Genomic DNA, 23,720 nt, shown 5'->3' on the forward strand with positions numbered 1-23,720 from the left:
TCGAAGGTCTCGGTGCCGGTCTCAGCGGCTGGTGGTGTCGATGGTGGTCGGGTGACCTGTCGGCGAGGTGGGGTCACCTTGTGAGGCTCCTGTGAGCCACGTCGTCGGACGTGACGCGGGACGTCCGACGGTCCGGCCGTCCCGGCGACCACCTCGCCGGACGTCCCGGTGGACGTCCGACGATCCGGTCACGAAGACCAGGTGCCGTTGGGCGGCGAAGCTGGTCGGGACGAGGGCCAGCTCGGTCAGCACCTTGGCCGCGAGCAGGGGGACGCCGAGACCGGTGAGCCCGGTCAGGAGCAGGAAGTTGAGGGCCAGCAGGCTCGCGGCGAGCAGGGCGTAGCGCCACGCAGCACCTCGCACGTGGCGCGCGTCGAAGACGAGGCGACGGTTGACGGCGAAGTTCACACCGGCGCTCGTCAGGCGTGCCCCGAGCACCGCCAGCAACAGGTCGCCGGTCAGGGCCTCGAGGGTCAGCAGGGCGACGGTGTCGATGGCGAAGGCCGCGAGCGCGGAGGCGAGGAAGGCGAGCAGGGGCAGGTAGATCCGCACCGAGTCGGCGACCGGGCGGAAGTGGGAGGTGGTGTTGTCGTCGAGGTAGATGGTCGCGATCGGGACCGGGTCGAGCTCGATCCCGGCACGCCCGGCCCGCAGCAGCACCTGGAGCTCGTACTCGTACCTCTCGCCCGGCACCGTGCACGCCCAGCCGAGCAGGTCGGCCGGGATCCCGCGGAGCCCGGTCTGGGTGTCGGTGAGCCGGCGACGCGTCGCCGCGGTGAAGAGCCAGCGCGTGACGTCGTTGCCGACGCGGCTGCGGAGCGGCACGTGGCCGTCGAAGGTGCGGGTGCCGAGCACGATGCGGCGCACGCCCGGGGCGGCGTCGACCCGCGTGCCCACGGCCAGGATGTCGCGCAGCGCGTGCTGGGCGTCCGCGTCGGCGCAGACCACGGCGGAGCCCGGTCTGGTGCGGGCGACGTGCGCGAAGCCGGCCTTGAGCGCGGCGCCCTTGCCGCCGTTGCGGGGCAGGGTGAGGACGTCCGCGCCGAGCGTCCGGGCGTCGTCGAAGACCGGGGCGTACGCCGCACCCGACCCGTCGTCGACGACCACCAGCGCCCAGGCCGGGCGGGCGGTGCGGAGGTCGGCGATCGTCCGGAGGAGGGCGGGTCCGGGGCGCAGCGCGGGGATGAGCACGGTCGGCGTGGACACGGAGCTCAGCCCTTGACGTAGAGGATGTCGGAGGTGCCGCGCTCGCCGCCGTTGCTCGGCCGGTTGACCACCTCGCCGTCGAAGAACATCGTCGAGGAACCGCCGCCGTCGATGTTGTAGGCGGTGACCGCCCCGAGGCCCTGCATCAGCGTCGCGAGCTCGGTCATCGAGGCGCCCGCGCTGTAGCCGGTCGAGCGGCCGTCGACCACGACGAGCACGAGGTGGTTGTCCTCGACCACGCCGACGGCGGTGCGCGGCTGGTCGCCCTGGATCGAGTGGTTGCCGATGTTGGTGTCGACCTCGACGTCGTCGATCCCGCTCTGGACCCGGCCGTCCGACACCAGCGCCGGGCCGAAGGACAGGGTGTTCCACACGCCGTCGTCGACCAGCGAGGCGGCGTCGGTGGCGGTCTCGTCGTAGAGCGCGACCCGGCCGTCGCGGTAGAACGCCAGCCCCTCGCGGGCGCCGGCGTCGCGATAGACGACCCCGTTGCGGATCACGATGCCGGTCTCGCGGAAGCCGTAGTAGTCGCCGTTGATGGCGAAGATCGCGTCGTTCTGCCCGGCGATGTCGGAGGTCTCGTCGACGATGTTGGTGCCGAAGGAGTCGTCGGCGAAGGCCGAGCGGAGGACGGTGGCGTCGCTGAGGACGAGGTCGGCGACGAAGTAGGTCACCGGCTGGTCCCCCGACCCGGTGGTCACCTCCTTCACCGTGATCGTCGTGCCGTCGGCGCTCCAGCTGTCGTCGGTGAGCACGGCCTGCGACGTGTCGAGCTCGGCTCCGGTGCTGCCCTGGCTCGCTTCGTACGCCGAGGCGTCGGCCACCTCCACGTGGTCGACGACGTAGCGGTCGAGCGCCCAGGCGGCCCCGCCGGAGCTGAGGGTGAGCGCGGCGAGGCCGCCCGCGAGGAAGCCGCGGCGGGTGGGGGTGGATGGTCTGGCGGGCGATGTCGTCGGCATGGGGACTCCTGTCGTGGTGGAGCCCCCGACGTTCGTGCGCCCGCCTGTTCGGACCCTGTGCGGCGGCCGTCGGCGCGGTGTGGAGCCGCTTCACAGGCCAGCCACAGCGAGATCGCAGCCGATCACCAAGCTGGCGCGATGCGATGGCGTCCTCGATCCACCGATCCCAGGAGTCCTCGATGTCCCAGTACGCCATGCTCGCCGCCGATGTGGTCGCCGTCCTCGTCCTCGTCTTCGCCCTCTTCGTGCCACGCCACGGGCGGCGTGAGCTCGTGGTCGCCTTCCTCGGCGTCAACATCGGGGTCGTCGCGGTGACCGCTGCCCTCGGCTCCGGGACGGTCGGCGCCGGGCTCGGCCTCGGGCTCTTCGGCGTGCTGTCGATCATCCGGCTCCGCTCCGAGGAGCTGGCCCAGCACGAGGTGGCCTACTACTTCGCGGCCCTCGCCCTCGGGCTCATCGGCGGCCTGCTCTCCACGGCCTCGTGGCTCTCGGGCGCCCTGATGCTGGCGGTGCTGGCGAGCATCTTCGTCGGCGACCACCCGCGCGTCGTCGGGTCCGGCCGCACCCAGGAGGTGCTGGTCGAGCGGGCGTTCACCCACGAGGCCGGGCTCGTCGCCCACCTCGAGATGCTGCTGGGCGCGCGGGTGGAGGACGTCAGCGTGCGGCGTACGGACCTGGTCAACGACACCACCCTCGTCCGCGTGCGCTACTCCCCGCGCGCCGTCACCCACGAGCGCACGGCCGTCACCCACGAGCGCATCGTGGACGCGGCATGAGCCTCGACCGGCTGGCCCCCATCGGCCTGGCCGAGCTCGTCGAGCGCGCCTCGCTCCTCGAGCGCGTCGACCGGAAGTACGTCGTGCCGCGCGCGCTGCTCCCCGACCTGCTCGCCGCCGCGCCGACCGGGACGCGGGTGCTCGAGCTCGACGGCCGCCGCACGCACGGCTACCGCTCGGTCTACCTCGACACCCCCGACCTCGCGAGCTACCGCGTCGCCGGTCAGCGCCGGCGCCGGCGCTGGAAGGTGCGCAGCCGGGCCTACCTCGACTCCGGCGGCTCGTGGCTCGAGGTCAAGACCCGATCGGCCCGCGAGGTGACGACCAAGGTGCGCATGCCCCACCCCGACCTCGAGGCGGCCGCGCTCGACGACGCCGGCGCGTCGTTCGTCGACGCCTCGCTGGCCGGCGCCCGCGTCGACGGCGTGCGGGCCCGCGACCTGCGGCCGGTGCTCGCGACGTCGTACGACCGCGCCACCCTGCTGCTGCCCGGCACCCGCCCGACCCGCGTCACCGTCGACACCGAGCTCGGCTGGACCTGGCTGGCCGCGCACGACGGACCGACGAGCCGCGACCTCGACCGGCCGGCGCTCGCCATCGTCGAGACCAAGGGCGGCTCGACCCCGTCCTCTATGGACCGGCTGCTGTGGGCGCGCGGGCACCGGCCGGTCTCGATCAGCAAGTACGGCGTGGGCGTGGCCGCCCTCCACGACGTGCCGCGCCTGAAGTGGCACCGCGTGCTGGCGCGCGACCTCGGGGTCTCCGCGGCGCCGTACCCACACGAGGGGATCCTGCTGTGATCCCGGCCGTGCGCCCGGAGGCCGTTGCTACGTTCCGTCGATGATCAAGGGGATGCTGGCGCGGCTGGGGCTCTACCAGCCCGTGCGCAATGCCTACAACCGGCTCTTCCGGCCCGACGCGGCGGCGCACCGCAACCGCGTCCGGACGTACTTCAGCGAGTTCGTCGGGCCCGGTGACCTGGTCTTCGACATCGGGGCCAACGACGGCCGCTACACCGGCGTCTTCCTCGAGCTCGGTGGGCGTGTGGTGGCGGTGGAGCCCAACCCGTCGCTGGCGAAGACGCTGCACGAGCGCTACCGCCTCGACATCGAGGAGGTGGCCGTCGGCGCCAACCCGGGCTCCGCCGAGCTCCACCTCGGCTCGGCCGACATCCTCTCGACGCTCTCGACCGAGTGGATGGACATCGCGCGCGAGCAGCACCTGTCCAACCAGTGGAGCGGCGAGACCCTGACCGTGGACGTCTCGACGCTCGACCTCCTGATCGAGAAGCACGGCCTCCCGCACTACGTGAAGATCGACGTCGAGGGCTTCGAGCCCGACGTCCTCCGCGGCCTGTCGAAGCAGGTCCCCGTCATCTCCTTCGAGGTGCAGGGCCCCGCGCTGCACATGGCGGCGCAGTGCGTGGAGAGCCTGGAGCAGCTCGGCCCCTACACCTACAGCGTCTCCCCGCTCGACCAGCACGCGCTGGCGACCGACTGGCTGGACGGTCCCGAGCTGCTCGAGCGGCTCCCCGAGCTCGTGGGCGAGCGCCACGGCGACGTGTTCGCGCGCCTGGCCTGAGCCCTCCCCTGACCGCGGGTAACGCCAGGAAACATTCGCTCCCGCCACGACTGGTGGTGGCGGGAGTGCTCGATTCCTGGCGTTACCCGGCGGGCGGGGGCGAGGCGAGGCCGCGGTTGCGGCGGCGTACGGCCTTCTTCGGCCGACCGCCGAGGTAGGACCGGCGCGAGTCGATCAGGTAGCCCTGGCGCAACGCCTCGCGGCCGACCAGCATCCGGAAGCCCATCTGGTCGCGGCTCGTCAGCGTGACCTCGGCGGTGACCGTGCGCCCGACGAGGGTGATGTCCATCAGCACGACGTGGCGCTCCTGCACGTGGCCGGTCGACGACCGCACCTGGCGGCGGTCGTGGATCGGGCGCTCGACGTCGACCGAGTCCTCGCGCGATCGCTGCCACGGGTGGACCGAGAACCGCACCCAGGGCTCGCCGTCGCGGGTGAACTCCTCGATGTCGAAGGCGTGGATCGCGCTCGACCGCGCGCCGGTGTCGAGCTTGACCTTGATCCACTCGACGTCGATGCCCGGGAGGGAGATCCATTCACGCCACCCGGCGACCACCGCAGTGGTGCTGGTTGGATGAGTGGGAGCCATCCCCCCATCCAAGCAGGTGTAGATCGACGTGAAGCTCGCCATCCTGTCCCGCGCCCCGCGCTCCTACAGCACGCAGCGCCTGCGCACCGCGGCCCTCGATCGCGGCCACGACGTCAAGGTGCTCAACACCCTGCGCTTCGGCATCGACCTGTCGGGCGACCAGCCAGACCTGCAGTTCCGCGGCAAGCAGCTCAGCGACTACGACGCGATCCTGCCGCGCGTCGGCAACTCGATCACCTACTTCGGCACCGCCGTCGTGCGGCAGTTCGAGCAGATGGACGTCTACACGCCCAACACCGCCTACGGGATCTCCAACTCGCGCGACAAGCTGCGCGCCTCGCAGATCCTCTCCAAGCACGAGATCGCCATGCCGGCCACCACCTTCGTGCGCGACCGCGCCGACGTGATCCCCGCGATCGAGCGCGTCGGCGGGGCACCGGTCGTGATCAAGCTGCTCGAGGGGACGCAGGGGATCGGCGTGATCCTCGCGCCCGACATCAAGGTCGCCGAGGCGATCATCGAGACCCTCCAGAGCACCCGGCAGAACGTGCTCATCCAGCGCTTCGTCTCCGAGTCGAAGGGCCGCGACATCCGCGCGCTCGTCGTCGGCGACCGGGTCGTCGCGGCCATGCGCCGGGTCGCCAAGGGCGACGAGTTCCGCTCCAACGTGCACCGCGGCGGGTCCGTCGAACCGGTCGAGCTCGAGCCCGCATTCGAGGAGGCCGCCGTCCGCTCTGCGCAGATCATGGGCCTGCGCGTCGCCGGCGTCGACATGCTCGAGGGCAACGACGGCCCGCTCGTGATGGAGGTCAACTCCTCGCCCGGCCTCGAGGGCATCGAGACCGCCACCAACCTCGACGTCGCCGGCTCGATCATCGACTACATCGACAACCAGGTCGCCTTCCCGCAGATCGACGTCCGCCAGCGGCTGTCCGTCTCGACGGGGTACGGCGTCGCCGAGCTGCTCGTCCACGGCGACGCCGACATCGTCGGGCTGACGCTGGGCGACTCCGGCCTGCGCGAGCGCGACATCAGCGTGCTCACGCTGCACCGCGGCGCCGCCGTCGTCCCCAACCCCCGCGCGTCCGTCGTGCTCGAGTCCGACGACCGGCTGCTGTGCTTCGGCAAGCTCGAGGAGATGCGCTCGATGATCCCGGCCCGCCGCAAGCGGAGCCGGAAGGTCAAGAAGCTGCCGAAGGTGCCGATCCACGAGCAGGAGTGAGTCAACCGGTGGATCCGCCGGTCCACTCGCGTACGGCGCTGCGGTCGGCCGGCGACGGGACGCCGGTGAGCATCGCGTCCACCTCGTCGGCCGGCACCAGGTCGCCGAGCAGGCTCGCGACCCGAGCCGCCGCGTCGCCCGCGGCCTGGTCGACGGCGCGCAGGATCGCCGCGGCCAGCTCGGTCGCGGGGAGCGACGTCGCGGTCGGCTCCAGCGTCAGGGCGGTCGGGCGGCCCGCGGCGTTGACGCGGACGTGGACGCGTCCGTGGGCGGTGTGCCCCTCGCCGTACACCTCCGCGAGGTCGGCCTGGAGGCGGGCGATGCGTTCGAGCTGACGCGCGTCATGGGTGTGGAGGTCGTCGAGCCAGGGGTCGGTGTCTGTCATGGCGTGAGGCTTCCCGGCGACGAGGACGGCGGAACGGCCCGTTCGGCGCCTGTGGACAGGCGTGCCACGATCGAGGCATGAGCCCCAAGATCGCCACCGCCGACCGGGTCCAGCTCGACGAGCTGCTGGACTTCGTCCGCCCGCGCCACCGGATGCTCCTCATCACCCAGCGCCACGACGGCAGTCCGCAGGCCTCGCCGGTGACCGGGGGCGTGGACGACGACGGACGCATCGTCATCGCGACCTACCCGCAGCGCGCGAAGACCAGGAACGCCCGCAAGCGCGGCGAGGTTAGCGTCGTGGTGCTCTCCGACGAGTGGGACGACGCGTGGGTGCAGGTCGACGGGACCGCCGAGGTGATCGACGCCGTCGACGACGTGGAGCCGTTCGTGGAGTACTTCCGCAACATTGCCGGCGAGCACTCCGACTGGGACGAGTACCGCGCCGCCATGGTGAAGCAGGGCAAGTCGCTGGTCCGGATCACGCCGACCGGCTGGGGCCCGGTGGCCACCGGCGGTTTCCCGCCGGAGCAGGTCTAGCCCACCGACCGGCGGTCAGTAGCCGCCCTCGGGCGGCTCCATCTCGGCCCGCACGCCGAGCAGGCGCACGGGGCGCGAGTCGTCGAGGGCGTCGTACAGCGCGAGCGCCGTGTCCGCGAGCACGGCCGGATCCATCGTCGGACCCGCCAGCTTGCGCACCTTGGTGAACGTGAAGAACGGCGCGAAGCGCACCTTGAGGTGCACGCGTACGGCGGCGCGGCCCTCCTTCGCCAGGTCCTCGATCACGCGCTCGGCGAGCTCGGCCAACGCGTCGGCGACCGACGCACGGGTCGGCGAGGTCGGCCTGGAAGGTCGTCTCCCGCCCGTGCGCCCGCGCGACCCAGGGGGTGTCGTCGGGCCAGGACCGCCCGCCGCCGCGTCCGAGCCGGCCGATGTGCGGACCGGTGTTGGGTCCGAACGCCTCGACGAGCGGCTCCTCCGGGCTCGCCGCGAGCTGCGCGACGGTGTCGATCCCGATCGCCGCGAGCCGCTGCCCGATCTTCGTGCCGACGCCCCACAGCGCGGTCGTCGGCCGGTGGCCCATCACGTCCAGCCAGTTGTCGCGGTGCAGGAAGTAGGTGCCCTGCGGCTTGCCGAAGTCGGTCGCGATCTTGGCCCGCACGAGCGTGTCACCGATCCCGACCGAGCAGTGCAGGTCGGTCGCGGCCAGGACCGCCGCCTGGATCTCCAGCGCGGTCGCGTGCGGGTCGTCGGTCTCGACGCCGACGAAGGCCTCGTCCCAGCCGAGCACCTCGACGACCGCGCCGGGGTGCGCGCGCAGGGTCGCCATCACCCGCGCCGACGCGGCCTCGTAGACCGGGAAGTCGACCGGCAGGAAGACGGCCTCCGGGCAGCGGCGTGCGGCGAGCTTGAGCGCCAGCCCCGAGTGCACGCCACGCGCGCGGGCCTCGTAGGACGCGGTGGAGACGACCGCCCGCTCGGTCGGGTCGCCGCGCCCGCCGACGACCACCGGCAGGCCCACGAGCTCGGGGTGGCGCAGCAGCTCGACGGCGACGAGGAACTGGTCCATGTCGACGTGGAGCACCCACCGCTGGCCCATCACGCGATCCTGTCAGAATCGAGCCTGTGATCGAGCCCCTCCAGACGATCCTGATCGTCGTCTCGCTGCTGCTCGCGGTCGCCGCGGGTGTGTACGTCGCCCTCGACCGCAGCCCCGACAACCTCCTCGTCGGCCTGGCCGGCCTGCTCGAGCTCGGGTTCCTCGCCCAGGCGGTCATCGGGATCGTGCAGGTCGCCGGTGACGACGACGTCGCCAGCCCGGTCACCTACGTCGGCTACCTCCTCGCGGCGCTCGTCGTGCTCCCCGTCGGAGTCCTCTGGTCGCTGTCCGAGCGCAGCCGCGGGGCGACCGCGGTGCTGATCGTGGCCGCACTGACGTCGGCCTTCCTGGTCGTGCGGATGGTGCAGGTCCATGGCTGAGGCCGGTTCGACCCGGTCGGGACTCGGCCGCGTGCTGGTGGCGGTCTACGCCGTGTTCGCCCTCTCGGCGACGGCCCGCTCGGGCGTCCAGCTCGCGACCAAGGCGGGCGAGGCGCCGCTCGCCTACACGCTCTCCGCGCTGGCGGGCGTCGTCTACATCGCCGCCACGCTGGGGCTCGCCGAGGTCGGCCCCGCTCCACGCCGACTGGCGTGGGCGGCTGTCGGGTTCGAGCTCGTCGGCGTGCTCACGGTCGGCACGCTGACCGTCCTGGACCCCGAGCTGTTCCCGGACGCGACCGTCTGGTCGGACTACGGCCAGGGCTACGGCTACCTACCGCTCGTGCTGCCCTTCCTCGGCCTGGCCTGGCTGGTCCGGACGAGGCCGCGACCTGAGCACGCGACCTGAGCACGGGCCCCGATCAATCCCCGCTTGCGGGCATGGTCGCCGGCACCGCGGGCTGACTAGCGTGCCCGCCATGGCGCTTCGAGCAGCAGCAGTCCTCACCCTGGCCCTCGCCCTGGCGGGTCAAACCGCCGTCGCCCACGCGGGCGTGACCACGATCAACGACCCGACCGGCGACCAGGTCGGCAGCGGGGACAACGACATCCGTCGCGTCACCCTCAGCCACACGACCGGCAACGTGTCGATCGACATCTCCGGCGACGGCTACGGAGCCGACGGCTACACGGTCTTCCTCGACGTCACGCCGGCAGGCAAGGGTCCGGACTTCGCGGTCTACTACGAGACCTACCTCTCGGAGTACGCCGAGATCCGCACGACGACGAAGGACTGGGAGGCCGGCAAGCGCGTCCGGTGCCGGGTCAGGACCGGTGGCGGCGGGGCCGACGGGGTGGCGGCCGGGTTCAGCTTCGACCGAGCCTGCCTGAAGACCGGTGGTCAGCTGCCGGCCCGGATCCGGGTCAACGTCCAGGCCAACGACTTCGAGCAGGTGGAGCCCGGCGACTCCGCCCCGGGTCGTCGCCAGTGGAGCAGGTGGGTCGGCTCCGGGCGCTGACGCACCGGGCAGTCAGTCGGTGACGACCGGGAACTCCTTCATCGCGTGGTCCGCGATCTTCTTCATCATGTAGGCGTCGATGCCTGCGCCCATGAAGCCGCCGGCGACGGGGACGACCCGGCCGAAGCGGCTCAGGACCTTGGTGCCGACGCCGCGCAGCAGCCGGAACCCGACGGCCTTGTTGACGACCATCAGCGCCGCGGGGGGCAGGTTGCGCAGCGCGAGCGAGGTGATGCGACCGCCGCCGGTCGCCATCCCGGCCTTCTTCAGCACCTCGTCGGACTTCGAGCCGACCAGCGTGAGGAGGACGGCGGTGCGGATGCGCGGCTCCGTGACGTCGTAGCCGCGCAGGATCGCGATCGCGCCGACCATCCGGGTGGCCTGGACGTAGAACTCGAGCACGTTGGCGGGCAGCGCGACCGGCAGCGTGACGAAGCCGCCGACACCGGTGACGAAGCCGCCGACGGCCCCGCGGGACATCGTGCCGCGAGCGATCGCCTTGATCGCCTCCTCGCGGGAGCTTTGCTCCTTCTTGGCCGCGCTGGCGACCTGACCCGCCGACCTGATCGGCCCCCGCCCGTCGAGGCCGATGTCGAGGAGCATGTCCATGACCCGGTTGATCGCCTGGTTGGCGGTCCCCTCGTCGACGTCCGGGTCGTTGGCCGCCTCGAGCGCCGATCGCGTCTCCTTGATCTGCTCGCGCTGCGGCTTGAAGAGGTCGATGAGGCCCATGGACGCATCCTGTCACCGGTTGGCAACTGGATACCAACGTCACGGATCCGGGATCCCACCGCGGCGCAGTAGGTATCCAGCTACCAACGCCGGCGGCGATGGACCGCGAAAAGGCCGATTCGGTATCCACCTGCCAACCAGCCGACCGTCCCAGGCTGCTGGCGAACTCAACGACCACAAGGGTGAGACGACCGTCACACCGTCCTAGCGTCGACGGGTCGGGCGCATCGGGTGCCCGCTCCCGGAAGGCGTTCCCATGACGCACCTCTCGCGACACCTCGCCCGCGCGGCCGGCCTCGTCCCGGCGGCGACGCTCCTCCTGCTCGCCGCGCTGACCGGTCCACCCGCCCAGGCCGCGGAGGCCGCGCCGGTCCCGACGACGTGTCCGCCGGCCGTCGCGGAGCTGGCGACCTGTTGGACCGGGCAGGACGCCAACGGCGCCTTCTACGCGATCGCCGTCCCGCGCGAGTGGAACGGCGACCTGGTCGTCCACTCCCACGGCGGTCCCGACCTCGACGACCCCACCGACGCCTCACGCAGCCTCGACGACCTCGACCGTTGGTCGGTCATGGTGCGCGAGGGCTACGCCTGGGTCGGCTCGGCCTACCGCCGCGGTGGCTTCGGGACCCGGATGGCCGTCGCCGACACCGAGAGCGCCCGCACCGAGTTCGTCGCAGCGTTCGGCGAGCCGGGGCGCACCTTCGCGCACGGGCAGTCGTGGGGAGGCGACGTCGCGGCGAAGCTCGTGGAGGTCCACCCCTCGACGTACGACGGCGTGCTGCTCACCAACGGCGTGCTGGCCGGCGGGTCGCGCGGCTACGACTACCGCGTCGACCTCCGCGTGGTCTACCAGTACTACTGCGGCAACCACCCGCGCCCGACCGAGCCGCAGTACCCGCTCTGGATGGGGCTGCGGGCCGACTCCACGATGACGTCGGGCGGGCTGCGTGCGCGGCTCCAGGAGTGCACCGGGATCGAGTCCGACCCGGCCACCCGCACGCCGCTCCAGCAGCAGAACCTCGACGACATCCTCGCCGTCACCGGGATCCCGGAGCGCACGCTCGGGTCGCACCTGAGCTTCGCGACCTTCACGTTCCGCGACATCGTGCACGAGCGACTGGGGGATCGGAACCCGTTCTCCAACCGAGGGGTCCGCTACTCCGGCAGCCACGACGACCGGGCGCTCAACCGCGGCGTCGAGCGCTTCTCGGCGGACCCGTCGGCCCGGCGCGACCTGTCCTGGGACAGCGACCTCACCGGCGCGGTGACGATCCCGACCGTGACCCTCCACGCGACCGACGACCCGACCGCCTTCGTGGAGCACGAGTCGGCCTACCGCGAGACCCGCGAGGGCGCCGGGACCGCCGATCTCCTGGTGCAGAACTTCACGCACGAGTCGGAGCACAGCGCGCTGAGCAACAGCGGGTACGCCGCCGCGATGGACGCCCTCGCGACCTGGGTCGACACCGGGGTGCGGCCCACGCCCGCGGGGATCGCCGCGGCGTGCCCGGCGTTCGACGCGACGTACGGCGCCGGCTGCTTCCTCGACCCCGGCTTCACGCCCGGCAGCTATGCCTCGCGGGTGGAGCCGCGTCCCGGTGGGACGCGCTGGCCGGCGATCTCGGCGGCCCAGGAGCGAGCCTGGAGCCACGTCCCGGGCATCGGCATCGCCCCCTGACTCCGCGTCGTCGCGGGCTCGCCCCGCTGGGCGAGCTCGTCGGCGACCGAGACGGTGAGCCCGCCGACGAGGAACGCCACGATCGCGGCGGCCAGGGCTCCGGCGCTGATCGTCGGCCCGCGCGAATGGGAGTCGTGGTCGCCGTGCATGTCGTGGGTGAGCGCGTGTCCCTGGCCGCGGTCGATCAGCGCGCGGTTGACCGGGAAGGCGGCCACGAAGGCGACCGCGAGGGCGAGCATCATCGACAGCCAGAACACCGGGTTGACCAGGCCGGCGTCCATCGCGCCCGGCACGACGGCCACCACCGCGTTGTCGACGACCTCCATGGTCAGGATCGAGAGCGTGTCGGCCGCGAGCACGACCTTCAGGGCCGAGCCGAGCGCCACGCCGCCCTGCACGAGCGGCAACGTCGACAGGGCGTAGCCGAAGACGAAGGCCAGCCCGATCGAGAGGGCGATCGTGACCGCGTTGGTCAGGCCGGCGGCGGTGCCGACCAGCAGGCCGAGGATCTCGCCGATCGCGCATCCGGTCAGGCAGTGCAGGGTGGCGCTGGCGGCCATCGCGTTGCGGGCGTTCATCCACCCACCGCCGTACGGAACCCGCGCAGTCGCAGGCTGTTGGTCACCACGAAGACGCTGGACAGCGCCATCGCGGCGCCGGCGAGCATCGGGTTGAGCAGCCCGGCGGCGGCGAGGGGGATCGCGGCGACGTTGTAGGCGAAGGCCCAGAACAGGTTGCCCTTGATGATCGCGAGAGTACGGCGCGAGAGCCGGATCGCGTCCCCGGCCGCGCGCAGGTCGCCCCGCACCAGGGTGAGGTCGCTGGCCTCGATCGCGACGTCGGTGCCGGTGCCCATGGCGAGCCCGAGGTCAGCCTGCGCCAGCGCCGCCGCGTCGTTGACGCCGTCGCCGACCATGGCCACGACCCGACCCTGCGCCTGGAGGTCGGCGACCGCGGCGACCTTGTCGGCGGGCAGCACCTCGGCGATCACGGTGTCGATGCCGACCTCCGCCGCGACCGCCTCGGCCGCGGCCCGGTTGTCGCCGGTCAGCAGGATCGGCGTCAGGCCGAGTGCCGTGAGGTCGTCGACCGCCTGCTTCGAGGTGGGCTTGACCGTGTCGGCGACATGCAGGGTGCCCCGGGGCGTGCCGTCGACGACGACGGCGACGCCGGCGGGGGCGCGGCCGACCTCGACGACGCGGCCCTCGACGACGCCGCGCACCCCGTGGCCGGGGGTGCTCGTGAAGTCGGTGACCGGCGGCAGGGCGCCGAACCGGTCGCGGGCGGCGTCCGCGATGGCGCGTCCGATGGGGTGCTCGGAGGCGTCCTCGACGGCGCCCGCCCAGCGCAGCACGTCGTCGTCCACGTCGCCGGGGACCAAGGTCATCCGGCCGGTCGTCACGGTGCCGGTCTTGTCGAGCACGACGGTGTCGACGGCGCGGGTGGACTCGAGCACCTCGGGCCCGCGGATCACGATGCCGAGCTGGGCACCGCGGCCGGTCCCGACGAGCAGGGCCGTCGGCGTGGCGAGTCCGAGGGCGCACGGGCACGCCACGATGAGCACGGCGACGGCGGCGGTGAACGCGGCCGGGGCACCGGCGCCGTTGCCGAGCCAGAAGCCCAGTGTCGTCACGGCGAGCACGAGCACGATGGGCACGAAGATCCCCGAGACGCGGTCGGCCAGCCGCTGCACGGGGGCCTTGCCGCTCTGGGCGTCCTCGACCAGTCGTGCCAGTCGCGCGAGCTGGGTGTCGGAGCCGACCCAGGTGGCGCGGACCACGAGGCGGCCGCCGGCGTTGACGCTGGCCCCGACGACCGCGTCGCCGACGCCGACCTCGACGGGCACGGGCTCGCCGGTCAGCAGGCTGAGGTCGACGGCGCTGGAGCCGGACTCGACGACGCCGTCGGTGGCGATCCGCTCGCCGGGGCGCACCACGAACGTGTCGCCCACGACGAGCGTCTCGATCGGCACCCGCACCTCGGCGCCGTCGCGCAGCACCGCCGCGTCCTTGGCCCCGAGGCGGAGCAGGCCGGTCAGGGCGGCGCCCGCGGTCCGCTTCGCGCGGTGCTCGAACCAGCGACCGGCGAGGAGGAACGTCGTCACCCCGGCCGCGGCCTCGAGGTAGATGTTGCCCGCGCCGTCGCTGCGCTCGATGGTGAGCTCGAACGGGTGGGTCATGCCGGGGGTGCCGGCGGTGCCGAGGAAGAGCGCGTAGACCGACCACCCGAAGGCGGCCAGCGTGCCGATGCTGATGAGGGTGTCCATCGTGGCGGCGCCGTGGCGCAGGTTGGCCCAGGCGGCCCGGTGGAACGGCCACCCGCCCCACACCACGACCGGCGCGGCCAGGGTCAGCGACAGCCACTGCCAGAACTCGATCTGCAGGGCCGGCACCATCGCCATCGCGACGACCGGGACGGTGAGGACCGCGGAGACGACCAGGCGGACGAGCGCCTCGTCGGTCGCCGGGGCCTCGACCTCGGGCTCGTCGCTCGGCAGCGTGGCGGCGTACCCCGCCGCCTCGACCGTGGCCAGCAGGTCGTCGGTGCTCACCGTCGCGGGGAACTGCACGCGCGCCTTCTCGGTGGCGTAGTTGACCGAGGCGGTCACGCCGTCGAGCTTGTTGAGCTTGCGCTCGATCCGGTTGGCGCACGACGCGCAGGTCATGCCGGAGATCGCGAGCTCGACGTCAGTGGTCGTCATCGTGGCCCTCCGCCTGCACCAGGAACTGCGCCGTCCTCACGACGCCGTCGTGCTGGAAGTCGAGGTAGAGGTGGAAGTCGCCGGCGCTCGGGACCTCCGCCACGAACGGCACGTCCGGTCCAGGACCGCTCTCCTCCGGGTGGACGTGGAGGTAGGCGAGGTCGCCGTCGCGCAGGGCGACGAGGTGGCCGTAGGCGCCGAGGTAGGGCTCGAGGTCGGTGACGGGCTCGCCGTCGCGGGTCACGGTGACGGTCAGGTCACTGGCGGCGCCGGCGACGAGGTCGCCGTCGAGGGTGACGGTGTAGTCGTCGACCCGCGCCGTGCGGCTGGGCGTGGCCGGGGCGGGCTCGTCGACCCGACCGGGCACGGTGACGTCGGCGCCGAGGGTCAGCCCTTCGCCCCCGGTGGGCGTGAAGTCGGCGAAGACCCGCCACGCACCGGGCGCGACGTCGAGGTCGGTGCGCCACGTCCCGGCGTCGTCCATCGTCGGGTGGACGTGCTGGAAGCCGGACCCGTCGCGGCGTACGGCGATGAGGTGGAGCTGCTTCTCGTGCTCGACGTCGTAGGCGGTGACCGGGTGCCCGTCCTTCGTGATCGTGAACGCGACCGGACGGGTGCCGGGCCGGAGGGTCGTCTGCTCGAGGTCCAGGGCGTAGCCGTCCTGGCTGACCATCAGGCCGCCGGGGAGGTGGCCACCGTCGTCGTGGGACGCGTCCCCGTGGGCCATGGCGCCGTCCATGTCGTGGGCGGCGGGTGGCTCGTCGAGCAGGGGGTCGGTCGCCGTACCCACGCCCCAGGCGGCGCCGAAGGCGGCGACGAGTCCGGCGGCGAAGATCGCCAGGCGGGTCGGGGTGTTCACGACGACACGGCGTAGCCGGCTTCCTCGACGGCGGCCCGGACGGCGGCGGGGTCGAGGGGCTGGCTGCTGGTGACGGTGACGGAGCCGGTCGCGAGGTCGACCGCGACGGACTCGACGGACGTGAGCTCGCGGATCTCCTCGGTGACGCTGGCGACGCAGTGGGCGCAGGTCATGCCGGTGACGGTGAGGGTCGTGGTGGTCATGACTTCACCAGCCTCGCGATCGCGGCGCTGGCTTCCTTGAGCTTGATCGACTGCTCCTCGCCGCCCTCGCGGACGGCCTCGACGACGCAGTGCTCCATGTGCTCGTCGAGCAGGCCGAGCGAGAGGGCCTTCAGGGCGCTGTTGACGGCGGAGACCTGGGTGAGGATGTCGATGCAGTACTGCTCCTCGTCGACCATCCGGGCGATCCCGCGGACCTGCCCCTCGATGCGCCTCAGGCGCTTGAGGTGGGCGTCCTTGGTGCCGTGGGCGACGTAGCTGTGTTCGGTGGCCATGGCCTCAACATACCCCTAGGGGGTATGCCGTTCAAGGGAGCCCACTCGCCGCGCGCGATCAGCACCTCGCGCAGGCGGTCGGGGTGGTCGGTGATGATCGCGTCGACCCCGGCGTCGAGGAGGCGGTGCATCGTGGGCTGGTCGTCCACGGTCCACACGGCGACGCGGATGTCGAGGGCGTGGGCGCGACGCACGACCCGCTCGGCGTAGATCGGGACCCGTCCGAGCCGCAGCGGCACGTGCGCGAAGGTGCCCGACGCCACCCGTGCCGGCGGGCGGGCGTAGGACCGGGAGGCCGCGATCAGGGTCGTCAGGGCGCGCCAGCCCAGGGCCGTCGTCACGTCGGGCACGGCCTGCTGCACGAGACGCAGCCGGCTGGACCACGCGCCGGCGATGCAGATGCGTGATGCCCACGCCCGATTGGCGCGCAGCAGCGACACCAGCGCGGGACCGGATGCGTCGTCCTTCAGGTCGATCGCGAACCGCGTGTCGGGGAAGGCGTGCAGGGCGGAGGCCAGGCTCGGGATCGGCTCACCCCCGACGACCCGGATCCGCCGCACCTGCGCCGAGTCCAGCGACGCGATCGTGCCGGCGACGCCGGTCATCCGCTCGAGCGACGCGTCGTGGAAGCAGACCAGCTCTCCGTCGCGCGTGGTCTGCACGTCCGTCTCCAGGTAGCGCACCCCGAGGGCGGTCGCCCGCCCGAAGGTCGCCAGCGTGTTCTCCGGACCGAGCGCCACGCCGCCGCGGTGGGCGATCGCGAGTGGGCCGTGCTCCTCGCCGTACCTCATGGTCGCCAGCATGCGAGCGCGACCGAGGCTGCGGGAAGCGGAACCCGCGAGGATCGGCGACTGTTCACGCACCCGTCACGCGACCAGCGGGAATCGGACACCCCAGGTCGGCGTTGTGGCGGCGACAGTCCACCCGAGAGGAGCCCGACCATGACCGACTTCACGCCCTTCGAGGAGCTGCTGGCGGGCCACGCCGGTCTCCTGTCGGACTCCACGCACGACCGCTGGGTGCGCGCCCAGTCCCTGTTCGAGGACCGGGCCTACCGCGAGGCGATCGTGCTGCTGCGCGAGCTGGTCGAGGACCCCGGCGACGTCGTGCACGCCCTCACCGAGGTGCGCCTGCTGCTGGCCAGGTCCTACTACCACTCCGCGCTCCTCGGGCCGGCGATCGAGGCGGCTCGCGAGGTGCTGGCGGCCGACCCCGGCGAGGCCTACGCCCACCTGCTCATCGGTCGCTCGCTGCAGCGGCAGAGCAAGCGCGAGGAGGCGGAGCCGCACATGAAGCTGGCCGAGCTGCTCGGTGGCTACACCGCCTGAGGCGGAATAGGGCGGTGCGGGTCGCCGTTACAGGTAGTACAGTCTTCAACTACTAGATCCAGGAGGGCACCATGCAGTTCGGCATCTTCAGCGTCGGCGACATCACCCCCGACCCGACCACCGGTGTGGCGCCCACCGAGGGCGAGCGCATCGAGTCCATGACGCGGATCGCGCTCAAGGCCGAGGAGGTCGGCCTGGACGTCTTCGCGACCGGCGAGCACCACAACCCGCCGTTCGTCGTCTCCTCGCCCACCACGCACCTGGCCTGGATCGCGGCGAAGACCGAGCGGCTGCTGCTCTCCACGTCCACGACGCTGATCACCACCAACGACCCGGTGAAGATCGCCGAGGACTACGCCTTCCTCCAGCACCTCTCCGGCGGCCGCGTCGACCTGATGATGGGTCGCGGCAACACCGGCCCGGTCTACCCGTGGTTCGGCAAGGACATCCGCGACGGCATCAAGCTCGCGGTCGAGAACTACCACCTGCTGCGCACCCTGTGGCGCGAGCCCGTCGTCAACTGGCAGGGCCAGTTCCGCACCCCGCTGCAGGGCTACATGAGCACGCCCGCCCCGCTCGACGGCACCCCGCCGTTCGTGTGGCACGGCTCGATCCGCAGCCCCGAGATCGCCGAGCAGGCGGCCTACTACGGCGACGGCTTCTTCCACAACCACATCTTCTGGAACAAGGAGCACACCGAGCAGATGGTGAGGCTCTACCGCCAGCGCTTCGAGCACTACGGCCACGGCGCCGCCGACCAGGCGTTCGTCGGGCTCGGCGGGCAGGTCTTCATGGGCACCAGCGAGGCGGAGGCCAGGAAGCAGTTCCGGCCCTACTTCGACAACGCCCCGGTCTACGGCCACGGCCCGTCGCTCGAGGAGTTCACGCGAGCCACCCCGCTGACCGTCGGCACCCCCGAGCAGGTCATCGAGCGCACCCTCGGGTTCGCCGACTACGCCGGTGACTACCAGCGCCAGATGTTCCTGGTCGACCACGCCGGACTGCCCACCGACGTCGTGCTCGAGCAGATCGAGATCCTCGGTCGCGAGGTCGTCCCGGTGCTCCGCGCCGAGTTCGACCGCCGTCGCCCGGCCCACGTCCCGAGCGACCCGCCCACCCACACCACCCTCGTCGCGGCCGGCCCGAACGCCCCGCACCACCTCGTCGAGCCCGCCAGGGCGACCGCCTCACAAGGAGCCAGCGCATGACCCGCCGCATCGTCGTCCTCACCGCCGGACTGACGATCCCCTCCTCCACCCGACTGCTCGGCGACCAGCTCGCCGACGCCGTCGCGGCGGCGGTGGGCGCCCGCGGCGAGGCCGTGAGCTTCGAGTACGTCGAGGTGCGCGAGCTCGCCCAGGACCTGGCCGCCTACATGACCAGCGGGGGCGTCGCGACCGAGCGTCTCGCCGCCGTGCGCGAGCAGATCTCCGCGGCGGACGGCCTGATCGCCGTGACGCCTGTCTTCAGCGCGAGCTACAGCGGGCTGTTCAAGATGATGTTCGACGCGCTCGACACCGACGCCCTCAACGGCCTGCCGGTGCTGGTCGCCGCCACTGCAGGGTCCGCGCGCCACTCGCTGGTGCTCGACCACGCGATGCGCCCGCTGTTCTCCTACCTGCGAGCCGTCGTGCTGCCCACCGGGGTGTTCGCCGCCACCGAGGACTTCGGCTCCACCGGTCTTGCGGACCGGGTCGCCCGGGCCGCGGCCGAGCTGGCCAACGCGGTCGTGGTCGCGGGCAGCGACCACGTGGCCGGGTTCGCACCCGACCCGACCGCGCGGCGCCGTACGTCCGGGAACGACCTGGCCCCTGTCACCGAGTTCGCCGACCTGCTGCGCGGCCACTCCGGGTGATCGCCGGGTGACGGCGTGGCATGGTGGACACCATGACGCAGCCCGAGTCCTTCCTCGACCAGCTGAAGCGGGCCTACGACGACCTCGAGATCGACCGGCACCTCACCGAGGCCGCCGACCAGCTCGAGTCCGCGTTCGTCAGCGCCCGGTCGATGGTCGCGACGCTGGCCGCCGAGCGCGGCGACGAGGTGGAGGACTTCCTCGACAAGGCGTCCTCGTCGATCGACGAGCGCACCGACGGCAGGTACGCCGAGCAGGTCGGCAAGGTCCGTGAGGGCGTTTCCGGTGTCGTGGCGAAGCTGGCGGAGTACCGTCCTGCCAGCGCGCCGGTCGAGGAGATCGAGACGCCACCCGCCGAGTGACCGGCCCCCCAGCTGAAGGCCCGCTTCCACCCCCGTGGGGAGCGGGCCTTCACCCTTTCGGGCTTGTGTGCCGGCGGGTGGCGAGGCACGGTCGACGACATGACCGACACCAAGATCACCGTGGAACGGACCATCCAGGCCTCGACGGCCGACGTCTTCGACGTCCTGAGCAACCCCGAGCGGCACGCCGAGCTCGACGCCTCAGGCTTCGTCAAGGGCGACATCGGCTCCAACCGCATCCAGCAGGTCGGGGACGTGTTCACGATGGACATGACCGGCGACCACATGGGCGGCGACTACCAGACCGAGAACCACGTCACCGGCTACTCGCCCAACCAGCTGCTCGCCTGGCAGACCGCGCCCGCCGGTCAGGAGCCCCCCGGCTGGCAGTGGGTGTGGGAGCTCGAGGCGCAGGGGTCCGACGCGACGACCGTGCGCCACACCTACGACTGGACCAACGTCACCGACCAGGACCTGCTCCAGAAGGTCGGCTTCCCGCTGGTCAGCCAGTCGCAGCTCGAGGACACCCTGGCCAACCTCGACCAGGCGGTCACGGGCTCCTAGATTGGGTGGCGTCCCCACCAACCCCAGGAGCAGGTCATGGCGAGCAGGCTCAACCCCTACATCAACGTGCTCGACGGGAAGGCCCGCGAGGCGCTCGAGTTCTACCAGTCCGTCCTCGGCGGCGACTTCGACGTCATGACCTTCGGCGACATGGGCACCGAGGGCCCGATGGCCACGCAGGTGATGCACGGCCAGCTCGAGACGGACGCCGGCTACACCCTGATGGTCGCCGACGCGCCGCCGGAGATGGTGCAGGTGACGATGGGCAACAACATCACCGTCAGCCTCTCCGGCGGGACCGAGGACGCCGACGCGCTGCGTGGCTACTTCGCCGGTCTCGCCGAGGGCGGCTCCGTCCCGCAGCCCCTCGAGGCCGCGCCGTGGGGTGACGAGTTCGGGATGCTCACCGACAAGTTCGGGATCGGCTGGCTGGTGAACATCTCGGGCCAGGGCTGACGGCCTCGCGCCCGCCGCGCGTCATCGACGGCCTGCGGGGCGTCCTGCGAGGATCGCCGGCATGGACGCCGTACGACACCGCCCGGACCACCAGGAGTGGCTGCGCGCCGAGCGCATCCGGCTGCTGGACTTCGCGAAGGCCTCCGTCGAGCCGCGCGGCTTCGGCTGGCTCGACGAGCGGGGCCGGCTGACGCCGCACCGCGCCCCCGAGCTCTGGATCACGAGCCGGATGACCCACAGCTTCGCGCTCGGCACCCTCGACGACGTGCCGGGCTGCGAGGCGCCGGCCGACCACGGGATCGCCGCCCTGACCGGACCTCTGCACGACCCTGTCGACGGGGGCTGGTTCGCCTCCCTCGCCGACGACCCGTCGGGACAGGTGAAGGCCGCCTACGCCCACGCGTTCGTCGTCCTCGCCGGCGCCAGCTGCGTCGTGGCCGGGCGACCCGGGGCGGACGCGCTCCTCGACGAGGCGCTGACCGTCTTCACGCAGAGGTTCTGGGACGACGACGCCGGCATGGTCGTCGACGAGTGGGACCGCGGCTTCACCACGCTCGACCCCTACCGCGGCCTCAACGCCAACATGCACGCGGTCGAGGCGCTCGCGGCCGCCGCCGACGCGCTGGACGACGACCGGCTGCGCGCGATGGCGCTCAGGATCGTGACGCGCGCCGTCCACGACCTCGCGCCGGGCCACCAGGGACGGATCCCCGAGCACCTGGACACGGACTGGCGCCCGCTCCTCGACTACAACCGGGACGCGCCCCGCGACCAGTTCCGCCCCTTCGGCTCGACGATCGGGCACTCCTTCGAGTGGGCGCGGCTGACCGTCCAGCTCGCGGCCAGCCTCGGTCCGGACGCGCCCGCGTGGATGGTGGGCGACGCCGTCGCCCTGTTCGCCCGTGCGCTCGCCGACGGCTGGGCGGTCGACGGAGCCGACGGCTTCGTCTACACGGTCGACTGGGACGGCCGGCCGGTCGTCCGCGAGCGGATGCACTGGGTCGCGGCCGAGGCCATCGGCGCGGCCGCCGCCCTCCACGAGGCGACCGGGGACGACGCCTACGACGGGTGGTACGCCGCGTGGTGGGACTACGTCGTCGCCCACCTGCGCGACCCCGAGGGCGGGTCGTGGTGGCACGAGCTCTCGCCGACCAACCAGCCCAGCGCGACCACCTGGTCGGGCAAGCCGGACGTCTACCACGCCGTGCAGGCCACGCTCATCCCGCTCGCGCCCCTCGCGGGCTCGGTCGCCGGCGGGCTGGCGCGAGGCTGAGACACCTGCGTAGACACGCGGACGTAGGTCGCCTCCCAGTGGCGGCACGAGCCCGGAGCCTGCGGTCGACCTCGACCATGGTCCGCGCGTCTGCGCGGACCGACGGACCGAACGCACCCGTCCGGCTCGGCACCGGGTTCACGCCGACTCACCAGGGTGAGGGCTTGAAGTCCTTCACGAAGCAGCCGTAGAGGTCCTGGCCGGCCTCGCCGAGGACGACCGGGTCGTAGACGCGAGCGGCACCGTCGACCAGGTCGAGGGGCGCGTGCCAGCCCTCGGCGGCGATGCGCAGCTTGTCGGCGTGCGGACGCTCGTCGGTGATCCAGCCGGTGTCGACGGCCGTCATCAGGATCTTGTCGGTCTCGAACATCTCGCCGGCCGACGTGCGGGTCAGCATGTTGAGCGCGGCCTTGGCCATGTTGGTGTGCGGGTGCCCGGCGCCCTTGTAGCGCCGTCCGCCGAACTGCCCCTCCATGGCGGACACGTTGACGACGTACGCCCGTCCCGACGTCGCGGCGGAGGCGGCCGCCGCCAGCGCGGGCCGGAGCCGCGAGACCAGCAGGAACGGCGCGATCGAGTTGCACAGCTGCACCTCGAGGAGCTCGAGGGGGTTGACCTCGCCCACCGTCTGCGTCCAGGAGTTGTTGTCCTGCACGTCGGGGAGCAGGCCGCCGGCGTCCACGGCCGTGCCCGCGACGTGCGCGTCGAGGGATGCGTGCCCCGCGCTCAGGGCGAGCGCCGTCAGGGACGCGGCGTTGTGGGCCGCGAGCGCCGACTCGGCGGTCTCTCCGAGGTGGTGGGCCACGGCGGTGTCGGAGAGCGCGCCGGCGATGGAGGCGGGGTGGGCCGAGGAGATCTCGTCGAAGGTGACCATCTCCGGCAGCTCGCGGTCGGTCGGCAGCGGCGCCAGCTCGGCGTCGACCAGCGGTGCGTAGGCGCCCGGCGATCGCCGTACGGTCTGGCAGGCGTTGTTGATCAGGATGTCGAGGGAGCCGGCCGCGGCGACGTCGTCGGCCAGCGAGATGACCTGGGTGGGGTCGCGCAGGTCGATACCGACGATCTTGAGCCGGTGCAGCCACTCGTCGCTGTCCTCGAGTGAGGAGAACCGGCGCACCGCGTCCTTGGGGAACCGGGTGGTGATCGTGGTGTGCGCCCCGTCCCGGAGCAGGCGCAGCGCGATGTACATCCCGATCTTCGCTCGCCCGCCGGTGAGCAGCGCGCGCTTGCCGGTGAGGTCCGTGCGCTGGTCGCGCTTGGCGTGGCTGAACGCCGCGCAGGTCGGGCAGAGCCAGTGGTAGAACGCGTCGACGAGGGTGTAGTCGGTCTTGCAGATGTAGCAGCCGCGGGGCTGGATCAGCTCGCCCGCGAAGGCGCCCGGCGCGTGCGAGACCAGCGGGATGCCGGCGGTCTCGTCGTCGATGCGCACCGGCGAGCCGGTGGCCGTCAGCTCGGTGATCGCGCGGTCGTGGGCGAGCTCCTGGGCCCGCTTGGCCAGCTTCCGCTCGGACTTGATCGCCTTGTACATGTGGGAGGCGGCCCGTTTGACCTGCACGTGGTCGGGGTGGTCGGCCGGCACGGTGTGCAGCAGGCCCAGCACGCGGAGGGTGGCCGCCAGGTCGTCGGGGTCGATGCCGGGCTGCTCACTCACCGGCCAAGGGTACGGCGAGGGGTTCTCACCTCCCACTTCCCGACAGGCGTATGTT

The 23,720-nt window shown here is 72.3% G+C and carries 29 protein-coding genes and 1 pseudogene; 16 read left to right on the plus strand and 14 right to left on the minus strand.

The genetic code is table 11. The features are described 5' to 3' along the window. Positions 1-21: 21 nt before the first annotated feature. Both C7S10_RS09510 and C7S10_RS09515 read right to left on the minus strand, forming a co-directional pair. Positions 22-1,206 (minus strand): glycosyltransferase family 2 protein, encoded by a 1,185-nt coding sequence (locus tag C7S10_RS09510; RefSeq protein WP_165807100.1) that lies wholly within the window; start codon positions 1,204-1,206, stop codon positions 22-24. Positions 1,207-1,211: 5 nt separating this feature from the next. After that, positions 1,212-2,165, minus strand: coding sequence for a phosphodiester glycosidase family protein (locus C7S10_RS09515; RefSeq protein ID WP_108344201.1), 954 nt, complete (start codon positions 2,163-2,165; stop codon positions 1,212-1,214). 179 nt (positions 2,166-2,344) lie between these two features. On the opposite strand from C7S10_RS09515, the gene C7S10_RS09520 reads away from it, so the two are divergent. From C7S10_RS09520 to C7S10_RS09530, 3 genes are read left to right on the plus strand one after another with little or no spacing between them, the layout of a single operon-like run. Further along, positions 2,345-2,941 carry a DUF4956 domain-containing protein gene (locus C7S10_RS09520; protein ID WP_108344369.1) on the plus strand — a complete coding sequence of 199 codons (597 nt, stop codon included), beginning with the start codon at positions 2,345-2,347 and terminating at the stop codon, positions 2,939-2,941. Continuing rightward, positions 2,938-3,741, plus strand: a complete 804-nt coding sequence (locus C7S10_RS09525; protein ID WP_108344202.1) for a polyphosphate polymerase domain-containing protein — start codon at positions 2,938-2,940, stop codon at positions 3,739-3,741. Before C7S10_RS09520 ends, C7S10_RS09525 begins: the two co-directional genes overlap by 4 nt. Before the next feature lie 40 nt (positions 3,742-3,781). Continuing rightward, entirely contained in the window at positions 3,782-4,522 is a 741-nt protein-coding gene (locus tag C7S10_RS09530) for an FkbM family methyltransferase (protein WP_108344203.1), read from the plus strand. An 82-nt stretch (positions 4,523-4,604) separates the two neighbouring features. Here C7S10_RS09530 and C7S10_RS09535 read toward each other — a convergent pair whose 3' ends face one another. Then, complete coding sequence (locus C7S10_RS09535) at positions 4,605-5,111, minus strand: ATP-dependent zinc protease family protein (protein ID WP_108344204.1); 507 nt, start codon at positions 5,109-5,111, stop codon at positions 4,605-4,607. Positions 5,112-5,139: 28 nt separating this feature from the next. On the opposite strand from C7S10_RS09535, the gene C7S10_RS09540 reads away from it, so the two are divergent. Next, positions 5,140-6,333 (plus strand): RimK family alpha-L-glutamate ligase, encoded by a 1,194-nt coding sequence (locus C7S10_RS09540; RefSeq protein WP_108344205.1) that lies wholly within the window; start codon positions 5,140-5,142, stop codon positions 6,331-6,333. Position 6,334: 1 nt separating this feature from the next. Here the strand turns inward: C7S10_RS09540 and C7S10_RS09545 are convergent, their stop codons facing one another. Beyond that, on the minus strand, positions 6,335-6,718 hold the full coding sequence (locus tag C7S10_RS09545) for a YbaB/EbfC family nucleoid-associated protein (RefSeq protein WP_108344206.1): 384 nt from the start codon (positions 6,716-6,718) through the stop codon (positions 6,335-6,337). Between the two features lie 77 nt (positions 6,719-6,795). Here C7S10_RS09545 and C7S10_RS09550 point away from each other — a divergent pair, with 77 nt between their 5' ends. Next, a complete protein-coding gene (locus tag C7S10_RS09550; RefSeq protein ID WP_108344207.1) occupies positions 6,796-7,257 on the plus strand; it encodes a PPOX class F420-dependent oxidoreductase in 462 nt (153 codons plus the stop codon). Between the two features lie 15 nt (positions 7,258-7,272). Here C7S10_RS09550 and C7S10_RS22760 read toward each other — a convergent pair whose 3' ends face one another. Beyond that, a complete protein-coding gene (locus C7S10_RS22760) occupies positions 7,273-7,524 on the minus strand; it encodes a DinB/UmuC family translesion DNA polymerase (RefSeq protein ID WP_243395292.1) in 252 nt (83 codons plus the stop codon). A gap of 55 nt (positions 7,525-7,579) precedes the next feature. Further along, a pseudogene (locus C7S10_RS09555) lies at positions 7,580-8,317 on the minus strand (DNA polymerase IV); the annotation flags it as partial. Positions 8,318-8,343: 26 nt separating this feature from the next. On the opposite strand from C7S10_RS09555, the gene C7S10_RS09560 reads away from it, so the two are divergent. From C7S10_RS09560 to C7S10_RS09570, 3 genes are all read left to right on the plus strand, one after another. Further along, complete coding sequence (locus C7S10_RS09560) at positions 8,344-8,697, plus strand: hypothetical protein (protein ID WP_108344208.1); 354 nt, start codon at positions 8,344-8,346, stop codon at positions 8,695-8,697. Next, positions 8,690-9,103, plus strand: coding sequence for a hypothetical protein (locus tag C7S10_RS09565; protein ID WP_108344209.1), 414 nt, complete (start codon positions 8,690-8,692; stop codon positions 9,101-9,103). Before C7S10_RS09560 ends, C7S10_RS09565 begins: the two co-directional genes overlap by 8 nt. Positions 9,104-9,173: 70 nt before the next feature. Then, on the plus strand, positions 9,174-9,713 hold the full coding sequence (locus tag C7S10_RS09570) for a hypothetical protein (RefSeq protein WP_133176477.1): 540 nt from the start codon (positions 9,174-9,176) through the stop codon (positions 9,711-9,713). 12 nt (positions 9,714-9,725) lie between these two features. On the opposite strand, the gene C7S10_RS09575 is transcribed toward C7S10_RS09570, so the two are convergent. Further along, entirely contained in the window at positions 9,726-10,445 is a 720-nt protein-coding gene (locus tag C7S10_RS09575) for an EcsC family protein (protein ID WP_108344211.1), read from the minus strand. Positions 10,446-10,701: 256 nt separating this feature from the next. Between C7S10_RS09575 and C7S10_RS09580 the strand changes: the two genes are divergently transcribed. Continuing rightward, a complete protein-coding gene (locus C7S10_RS09580; protein ID WP_108344212.1) occupies positions 10,702-12,123 on the plus strand; it encodes an alpha/beta hydrolase family protein in 1,422 nt (473 codons plus the stop codon). Here the strand turns inward: C7S10_RS09580 and C7S10_RS09585 are convergent. The 6 genes from C7S10_RS09585 to C7S10_RS09610 are packed head-to-tail and all read right to left on the minus strand — an operon-like array spanning position 12,015 to position 16,970. Then, entirely contained in the window at positions 12,015-12,701 is a 687-nt protein-coding gene (locus C7S10_RS09585) for a DUF4396 domain-containing protein (RefSeq protein ID WP_243395293.1), read from the minus strand. The genes C7S10_RS09580 and C7S10_RS09585 overlap by 109 nt on opposite strands. Then, on the minus strand, positions 12,698-14,824 hold the full coding sequence (locus C7S10_RS09590) for a heavy metal translocating P-type ATPase (protein WP_108344213.1): 2,127 nt from the start codon (positions 14,822-14,824) through the stop codon (positions 12,698-12,700). Before C7S10_RS09590 ends, C7S10_RS09585 begins: the two co-directional genes overlap by 4 nt. Beyond that, positions 14,811-15,683, minus strand: coding sequence for a hypothetical protein (locus C7S10_RS09595; protein ID WP_108344214.1), 873 nt, complete (start codon positions 15,681-15,683; stop codon positions 14,811-14,813). The genes C7S10_RS09590 and C7S10_RS09595 overlap by 14 nt, the downstream gene beginning before the upstream one ends. Beyond that, positions 15,680-15,886 carry a heavy-metal-associated domain-containing protein gene (locus C7S10_RS09600; protein WP_108344215.1) on the minus strand — a complete coding sequence of 69 codons (207 nt, stop codon included), beginning with the start codon at positions 15,884-15,886 and terminating at the stop codon, positions 15,680-15,682. Before C7S10_RS09600 ends, C7S10_RS09595 begins: the two co-directional genes overlap by 4 nt. Continuing rightward, positions 15,883-16,179 (minus strand): metal-sensitive transcriptional regulator, encoded by a 297-nt coding sequence (locus C7S10_RS09605; RefSeq protein ID WP_108344216.1) that lies wholly within the window; start codon positions 16,177-16,179, stop codon positions 15,883-15,885. The genes C7S10_RS09600 and C7S10_RS09605 overlap by 4 nt, the downstream gene beginning before the upstream one ends. Next, entirely contained in the window at positions 16,119-16,970 is an 852-nt protein-coding gene (locus tag C7S10_RS09610; protein WP_108344371.1) for a glycerophosphodiester phosphodiesterase family protein, read from the minus strand. The genes C7S10_RS09605 and C7S10_RS09610 overlap by 61 nt, the downstream gene beginning before the upstream one ends. Positions 16,971-17,120: 150 nt before the next feature. Between C7S10_RS09610 and C7S10_RS09615 the strand changes: the two genes are divergently transcribed. The 7 genes from C7S10_RS09615 to C7S10_RS09645 all read left to right on the plus strand — a co-directional run bounded on the left by C7S10_RS09615 (position 17,121) and on the right by C7S10_RS09645 (position 22,017). Further along, positions 17,121-17,507 (plus strand): hypothetical protein, encoded by a 387-nt coding sequence (locus C7S10_RS09615; RefSeq protein ID WP_207769315.1) that lies wholly within the window; start codon positions 17,121-17,123, stop codon positions 17,505-17,507. A 71-nt stretch (positions 17,508-17,578) separates the two neighbouring features. Continuing rightward, the gene (locus tag C7S10_RS09620) at positions 17,579-18,715 is read left to right on the plus strand and encodes an LLM class flavin-dependent oxidoreductase (protein ID WP_108344217.1); all 1,137 of its coding nucleotides are present in this window, start codon (positions 17,579-17,581) and stop codon (positions 18,713-18,715) included. After that, a complete protein-coding gene (locus C7S10_RS09625) occupies positions 18,712-19,362 on the plus strand; it encodes a CE1759 family FMN reductase (RefSeq protein ID WP_108344218.1) in 651 nt (216 codons plus the stop codon). The genes C7S10_RS09620 and C7S10_RS09625 overlap by 4 nt, the downstream gene beginning before the upstream one ends. 32 nt (positions 19,363-19,394) lie before the next feature. Continuing rightward, on the plus strand, positions 19,395-19,724 hold the full coding sequence (locus tag C7S10_RS22520) for an antitoxin (RefSeq protein WP_207769316.1): 330 nt from the start codon (positions 19,395-19,397) through the stop codon (positions 19,722-19,724). 99 nt (positions 19,725-19,823) lie between these two features. Further along, the gene (locus C7S10_RS09635; protein ID WP_108344219.1) at positions 19,824-20,288 is read left to right on the plus strand and encodes an SRPBCC family protein; all 465 of its coding nucleotides are present in this window, start codon (positions 19,824-19,826) and stop codon (positions 20,286-20,288) included. A 36-nt stretch (positions 20,289-20,324) separates the two neighbouring features. After that, positions 20,325-20,744 (plus strand): VOC family protein, encoded by a 420-nt coding sequence (locus tag C7S10_RS09640; protein ID WP_108344220.1) that lies wholly within the window; start codon positions 20,325-20,327, stop codon positions 20,742-20,744. Positions 20,745-20,805: 61 nt separating this feature from the next. Beyond that, positions 20,806-22,017 carry an AGE family epimerase/isomerase gene (locus C7S10_RS09645; RefSeq protein ID WP_108344221.1) on the plus strand — a complete coding sequence of 404 codons (1,212 nt, stop codon included), beginning with the start codon at positions 20,806-20,808 and terminating at the stop codon, positions 22,015-22,017. Positions 22,018-22,165: 148 nt separating this feature from the next. Here C7S10_RS09645 and C7S10_RS09650 read toward each other — a convergent pair whose 3' ends face one another. After that, positions 22,166-23,665, minus strand: coding sequence for an SDR family NAD(P)-dependent oxidoreductase (locus C7S10_RS09650; RefSeq protein ID WP_207769317.1), 1,500 nt, complete (start codon positions 23,663-23,665; stop codon positions 22,166-22,168). Positions 23,666-23,720: the final 55 nt, after the last annotated feature.

Source organism: Nocardioides currus, assembly GCF_003057875.1.
Lineage (GTDB): Bacteria > Actinomycetota > Actinomycetes > Propionibacteriales > Nocardioidaceae > Nocardioides > Nocardioides currus.

Bases quoted from the DNA above. Each gene is read 5' to 3' on its own strand.
- C7S10_RS09515 (WP_108344201.1), bottom strand. From the start codon at position 2,165: ATGCCGACGACATCGCCCGCCAGACCATCCACCCCCACCCGCCGCGGC.
- C7S10_RS09520 (WP_108344369.1), top strand. From the start codon at position 2,345: ATGTCCCAGTACGCCATGCTCGCCGCCGATGTGGTCGCCGTCCTCGTC.
- C7S10_RS09525 (WP_108344202.1), top strand. From the start codon at position 2,938: ATGAGCCTCGACCGGCTGGCCCCCATCGGCCTGGCCGAGCTCGTCGAG.
- C7S10_RS09530 (WP_108344203.1), top strand. From the start codon at position 3,782: ATGATCAAGGGGATGCTGGCGCGGCTGGGGCTCTACCAGCCCGTGCGC.
- C7S10_RS09535 (WP_108344204.1), bottom strand. From the start codon at position 5,111: ATGGCTCCCACTCATCCAACCAGCACCACTGCGGTGGTCGCCGGGTGG.
- C7S10_RS09545 (WP_108344206.1), bottom strand. From the start codon at position 6,718: ATGACAGACACCGACCCCTGGCTCGACGACCTCCACACCCATGACGCG.
- C7S10_RS09550 (WP_108344207.1), top strand. From the start codon at position 6,796: ATGAGCCCCAAGATCGCCACCGCCGACCGGGTCCAGCTCGACGAGCTG.
- C7S10_RS09565 (WP_108344209.1), top strand. From the start codon at position 8,690: ATGGCTGAGGCCGGTTCGACCCGGTCGGGACTCGGCCGCGTGCTGGTG.
- C7S10_RS09570 (WP_133176477.1), top strand. From the start codon at position 9,174: ATGGCGCTTCGAGCAGCAGCAGTCCTCACCCTGGCCCTCGCCCTGGCG.
- C7S10_RS09575 (WP_108344211.1), bottom strand. From the start codon at position 10,445: ATGGGCCTCATCGACCTCTTCAAGCCGCAGCGCGAGCAGATCAAGGAG.
- C7S10_RS09580 (WP_108344212.1), top strand. From the start codon at position 10,702: ATGACGCACCTCTCGCGACACCTCGCCCGCGCGGCCGGCCTCGTCCCG.
- C7S10_RS09585 (WP_243395293.1), bottom strand. From the start codon at position 12,701: ATGAACGCCCGCAACGCGATGGCCGCCAGCGCCACCCTGCACTGCCTG.
- C7S10_RS09590 (WP_108344213.1), bottom strand. From the start codon at position 14,824: ATGACGACCACTGACGTCGAGCTCGCGATCTCCGGCATGACCTGCGCG.
- C7S10_RS09600 (WP_108344215.1), bottom strand. From the start codon at position 15,886: ATGACCACCACGACCCTCACCGTCACCGGCATGACCTGCGCCCACTGC.
- C7S10_RS09605 (WP_108344216.1), bottom strand. From the start codon at position 16,179: ATGGCCACCGAACACAGCTACGTCGCCCACGGCACCAAGGACGCCCAC.
- C7S10_RS09610 (WP_108344371.1), bottom strand. From the start codon at position 16,970: ATGAGGTACGGCGAGGAGCACGGCCCACTCGCGATCGCCCACCGCGGC.
- C7S10_RS09615 (WP_207769315.1), top strand. From the start codon at position 17,121: ATGACCGACTTCACGCCCTTCGAGGAGCTGCTGGCGGGCCACGCCGGT.
- C7S10_RS09620 (WP_108344217.1), top strand. From the start codon at position 17,579: ATGCAGTTCGGCATCTTCAGCGTCGGCGACATCACCCCCGACCCGACC.
- C7S10_RS09625 (WP_108344218.1), top strand. From the start codon at position 18,712: ATGACCCGCCGCATCGTCGTCCTCACCGCCGGACTGACGATCCCCTCC.
- C7S10_RS22520 (WP_207769316.1), top strand. From the start codon at position 19,395: ATGACGCAGCCCGAGTCCTTCCTCGACCAGCTGAAGCGGGCCTACGAC.
- C7S10_RS09635 (WP_108344219.1), top strand. From the start codon at position 19,824: ATGACCGACACCAAGATCACCGTGGAACGGACCATCCAGGCCTCGACG.
- C7S10_RS09640 (WP_108344220.1), top strand. From the start codon at position 20,325: ATGGCGAGCAGGCTCAACCCCTACATCAACGTGCTCGACGGGAAGGCC.
- C7S10_RS09645 (WP_108344221.1), top strand. From the start codon at position 20,806: ATGGACGCCGTACGACACCGCCCGGACCACCAGGAGTGGCTGCGCGCC.